6 protein-coding genes are annotated in these 4933 nt (G+C 38.2%); all 6 read right to left on the minus strand.

The window, feature by feature from the left end:
* Positions 1-180: 180 nt before the first annotated feature.
* The gene (locus tag K6G87_RS16075; protein WP_296839529.1) at positions 181-729 is read right to left on the minus strand and encodes a GNAT family N-acetyltransferase; all 549 of its coding nucleotides are present in this window, start codon (positions 727-729) and stop codon (positions 181-183) included.
* A gap of 92 nt (positions 730-821) precedes the next feature.
* On the minus strand, positions 822-1271 hold the full coding sequence (locus tag K6G87_RS16080; protein ID WP_296839531.1) for a GNAT family N-acetyltransferase: 450 nt from the start codon (positions 1269-1271) through the stop codon (positions 822-824).
* 215 nt (positions 1272-1486) lie between these two features.
* On the minus strand, positions 1487-2731 hold the full coding sequence (locus tag K6G87_RS16085) for a S41 family peptidase (RefSeq protein WP_296839534.1): 1245 nt from the start codon (positions 2729-2731) through the stop codon (positions 1487-1489).
* Positions 2732-2775: 44 nt separating this feature from the next.
* Positions 2776-3195: a GNAT family N-acetyltransferase gene (locus tag K6G87_RS16090; RefSeq protein ID WP_296839535.1), complete on the minus strand. Its 420-nt coding sequence runs from the start codon at positions 3193-3195 to the stop codon at positions 2776-2778.
* A gap of 30 nt (positions 3196-3225) precedes the next feature.
* Positions 3226-4239, minus strand: coding sequence for a hypothetical protein (locus K6G87_RS16095; RefSeq protein WP_296839538.1), 1014 nt, complete (start codon positions 4237-4239; stop codon positions 3226-3228).
* Positions 4240-4363: 124 nt separating this feature from the next.
* On the minus strand, positions 4364-4933 hold a 570-nt coding region (locus K6G87_RS16100), incomplete at its 5' end, for a tetratricopeptide repeat protein (RefSeq protein ID WP_296839541.1).

Consider the following 4933-nt stretch of genomic DNA (forward strand, 5'->3'; position numbering starts at 1 on the left):
AAGTTCTATGTCCTTGACCTTTTTCTTAAGACATCTTTGACTCTTTAAATATTTCCAGCCAGTATACTCTTCTAATTCAGAAATAACTGTCTGCACTGTTTCTTCTACAGATAATTCTTCCCTTGTTGCAAACTTATACTCCATTTTCGTCTACTCCTGTGCAGATCCCAATGCAAGCTTTTACAGCTTCTTCATCAACCAGTACGCATCCATATAAGTTCCATCTGCATATTTCATATTATTTGGAAATGTACCATACTTCTCGAATCCAAGTTTCTCGTACAGAGCAACAGCGTCTTTATTTTCAGCCATAACTTCAAGCTCCGCCTGCTCATAGCCTGCACTCTTTGCAACGTCAAGGACAGTCTGCAGCATTATTTTACCAATGCCGCATCCACAGTATTCTTTGTATAGTGCAATTGCGACTTCGCATCTGTGACTATATCTTCTATAAGGAGCTATGGACATAAGAGAGCAGTTGCCAATATGCCTGCCATCAATAAAGGCTAATAGCATTAGTTCTCTCTCCGCATCCAGTTTAGCCTTAATAAACTTCTCTTCACTTTCCCTGGTAATGGTGATCTCATCCGGTTCTCTGATAAGGAACGGAGTCTCTGCGCTCGTCTTCTTTAAATACTTTATAAGATCTTCAGAGTCTTCTTCCCTTGCATTTCTAAAAGTTACAGTTCTTCCAAGCTTGTCTTTTACAGATATCTCTTTAAATAACATATATTCTCCTATGAGCCTTAATACATCAGCTTTAGTCTGCCTTTCTAACGTAAACAGTTAATATGATTAATTGTATTGTTCTTAATATATATCTATTTCTGAAGCTTCATTTTCAGGAGAGAAACATAATCATCTTCCAGCATTTTTTCTCCTGTAAAATCAAATCCGTTGCGTTTATAAAAAGCAATTCCTCTTTTGTTTTGCTCAAGAACCCAAAGCCAGTCTGCATCCTTTTCCTGGGTTGCAAAGGTAATTAGATTAGCGCCAATCTTCTGGCTCTGGAACTGCGGCTCTACAAACAATTTTACGATCTGCCTGTCATCAAGCCTTATCATGCCTTTTACTACACCATCATCATAAACATAGGTATTATTTAGAATATCCGGATTATCCAAATATTCTTTCGCTGTATCAAGAACATTTAACTCGCCAAAATAGAATGCATCGTACTTAAAGATAGGATAAAAATTAGTACGATAATTTGTAACTATCAACTCTGCTATGCGAGATACATCTGAAATTGTTGCTTGTCTTATTGCCATATCATTTCCTTACATCATATAGATACTTATATACATTCTCTTGCCAACTTATTTGGATTATAAAGAGTACTTCAATTAAACCTGTCTAAAAGTTCACTTGGTATTTCTTCATTCGCTTCGATATCGGAACAATTATCCTCGACTATCTTCTTAAGGGAATCTAATTCTTGGTTATCTACACCAGTTCTTATGTTACTTATTCCGGGTTCCCAAGATTATATCTGTTCCAACACGTATTCTAAATCCACGTCTCTTTCCAAATGTTCCGGCGTCCAAGGAATATAATGTTCCACCGGAACTCCCTTGTGGCCGGTTCCCTCACCAAGATCAAGAGCACCGCTTCGAGAAGTAGGATAAACCATTTTGAAGTGTTCCCATGTCTCCACTGAACAATTTGAATAATCAATGATACCAAGAGTTGGTCTTCCAACTACTGTAACCTTAGGAGAAAATGACATGTCATATACAAATGCATCACCGGAAGATCCGCAATTCTGATCTGTTATGATCCAGACTTTATGTGGTAAAGCACGTCCTACAATGTCACCAATTCCGGTCTCATCGTCCATTGATTCATCGACAACCATTCCCTGGCCTCGGTATTTGAGCAGATTATTTTTCATATTTTCAACTGCGGGACGGATATCTTCAGGTATTTCACCTTTGAAAAGCTCATCCAGAAGTTTTAATCTGGCATCGCAATTACGCAAGGAATAGTTTATTGCCATAGGCGGCTGCTTAGGAATGTAGTCATCCAATTTCTTATCTGAAGGATAACAATACTCAAATAATGGGAAAAAAGCTGTATCTGTTCCTCCTCCGTTATCTCGTACATCAACGATCAGATTCTCACAGCTGTTCAAAAGATCATTGCATTCATGATAAAGATTTCTAATAGCTCCTTCATCAGTAAAATCAAGAAGCTTTATATATAGCGTACCCTTGCCCAGATCACGATAGCTATACTTATTGTCTACAGAATAATCCGCTACTCTTTTTAACGTTACTTCTGAAAGTTTTCCATCTTTTACTACAGTAACAGTTTTGGCAAAAAGAAGTATCTGATTCCACAAGCAGCCCTGCCTTTCATTAGTTTCTCCCATTAGAAACTCTTCGTTTTCTGCCGCACACTGCTCAATCGTTTTACCGTCAATTTCTATGATCTTATCCTTAAAGTGAAGCTGAGAGTCACTTGCACTTTCTGTAACATATAGTGCATTCTCATAACGCATCACCTGAAAACCCAGTTTTCCCATGCTCGTGTCATTAAAAGACAGATGGCCTTCCATGCCAAATGTTGCCAGGTACTTCTTTACAACATAAGTAAATTCCTCATCAGACATATCATCCATGATCATAGCTTCATACTTACGATAATCCCCAGCTCCCATATCTTCACATGTAGAAGAATCTTTCTTCATAATACTTACAACTTCATTAAAGATTTCCTTATAAGTCACTTTCACTCCTCCAATAATTACCTTTTGAATACTTTTGTCATTTGTCACGTATATATTACTTTTCTAAGGGCAGGTCCACAGTTCTCGTGTGGAAGGATCTTGAATCCCTGCTTTACATAAAACTGCTCCTTGCCTTGCGCAGCTATGAGCTGAATGCTGAGCCTTGCGCCTTTGGGAGCTTCTGCCTGAATAAGCTCCACAAGCCTGTTCACGATAGTAGATCCGATCTTCTGTCCCTGATACTCAGGTCTTACTACTACATCAACTATGGTAAAATACATTCCGTCTCCAACAACTCTTCCCATGGCTACAGGAAGATCGCCATCTTTGGCTAATATAAAGTAAACGCTATTACTGATTGCTTTTTCTGACTGCTCAGGGCAGAAGTTGTTCCAATCTACCGATTTCCTTAAATCATAATATGTCTGCAAGTCCGGGATCTGCTGTGAATAAGTAATTGCCATAACATTAAAGTCTCCTTCTGCTTCTTTTGTTTAATGCATAACTACTGGTTCATAGGTCTTGTAATATACCATAGGCTTATCGCCACCCAGATTTATAACTACGTATTTATCTCCGCTATAATTTCGGGTAAAAGAAAATACTTCCGAATCAGGAGCCCAGGCTTCATCTTCGATGCTTGCATAGAGGATATTACCGTAAAGTGCGTCTTCAAGAATCCAAATACCACGATCAGATGGCATATGCTCAAAAGATACAGTTTCTTCACCTTTTTCTACAGTAACAAATGGCACTCTGTTATCGTCATATCCCACTGTGATAGTCACAAGCTCGTCATCTTTAGTGGTATAAGTATAGACTCCTGTATATTCATCTATTTCAGGCATTTCGTATTTTTGTGAGTCATAAACATACTCGCTTTCTGAGCCGCCTGAATTCACAGATACAGTCACGCTATCATTTTCGATTGTAATTGTTCCTTCGCTATAATCATCTTTAAACTCAAGGAGATTATCTGACTTGTAGTTAGCCTCTCCTTCAAAAGTATACGCTCTGTATTCAAATATTTCGCAATAATATGAACCATCTTCCTGCTTGATAAGCTCACAATATCCGTATGTTGTTGAAAAGCCTTCTGAACAATAAATGCCGCTGTAGTCAGGCTTATCATCATCAACCTCAGGATAGTCTACATGCTCAAATGACACTTCGACGAAATCATTAAAATCGTCTTCCTCGTTCACCTGTGCTTCATCAGACTCTGCGGAATCATCTTCCCTTGTTTTATCAGATTCTTTAGAATTATCTTCATCTGCCTCTTCATCAGCTTCCGGATTATCCTTCTCCTCTACTTCTATAGCTTTTTCGTTTTCTTCAATCTCTTCATTTTCTTCTGCTTCTTCAGTTGCAGATAAGTCTTCTGTAACCTGATCTGTACTATCATTTTCATATGAATCATTTGAAAGTTCTATTTTATCTGAGCATCCAACTGTTCCAATGACCATAGCTGATATTATAAAAGATGCAGTTAATCTTTTTATTTTCATTTTATACCTCACTCTTTTTTATTACTAATTTTATACTCAAACCATTCGTCATCTGCCCGTTTAGCACTGCGTGCAGAAAGACTGTAACGCGTATTACCATTTTGTACGCATTACAGTCTTAATGTCAATTACTCTTTTTTATTCCCTTTAACCTGGCTATCTCTCTGACATATCTGTCAACTTGTTCGCCATCTGTTACATCATAATCCTCTTTTAAATTATCAATTAGTCTCTGATAATCCTTGATAGCCTTATCATATTCCTTATGTGCTTCGTGGAGCTGCGCCATAGAGCAGAGACCTTCGACAATTCTTGGCTTTTTCTGCATGTCATAAGACTTTTCATATGCTGCAATAGCCTCGTCATACATTCCAAGTTTTGCATATCCATCACCAAGACAGCAGTGCGCCTGCCAGATATCAGGAAATTCTTTGATCATCTTTTCCCAGATTTCTTTTGCCTCTTCTGTATGTCCTTTTCCAAATGCTACGTCTCCAGTATACAAAAGGTATTGATGATTCTTCTTAGCCTTTTTAATCTGCTCAATGTATGGAAGCGCCTCATCGTACCTGCCATCTGCAATGAGGTTCTCTAAAAGTGCGTAGAGGCAGCTATAATTACCCGGATACTTGATCAGAAGATCTTCAAAGAATCTGATAACTTCGAAGTGATTATCATACCACTCATCACCGCA

The sequence above is a fragment of the Butyrivibrio sp. genome (assembly GCF_024699075.1).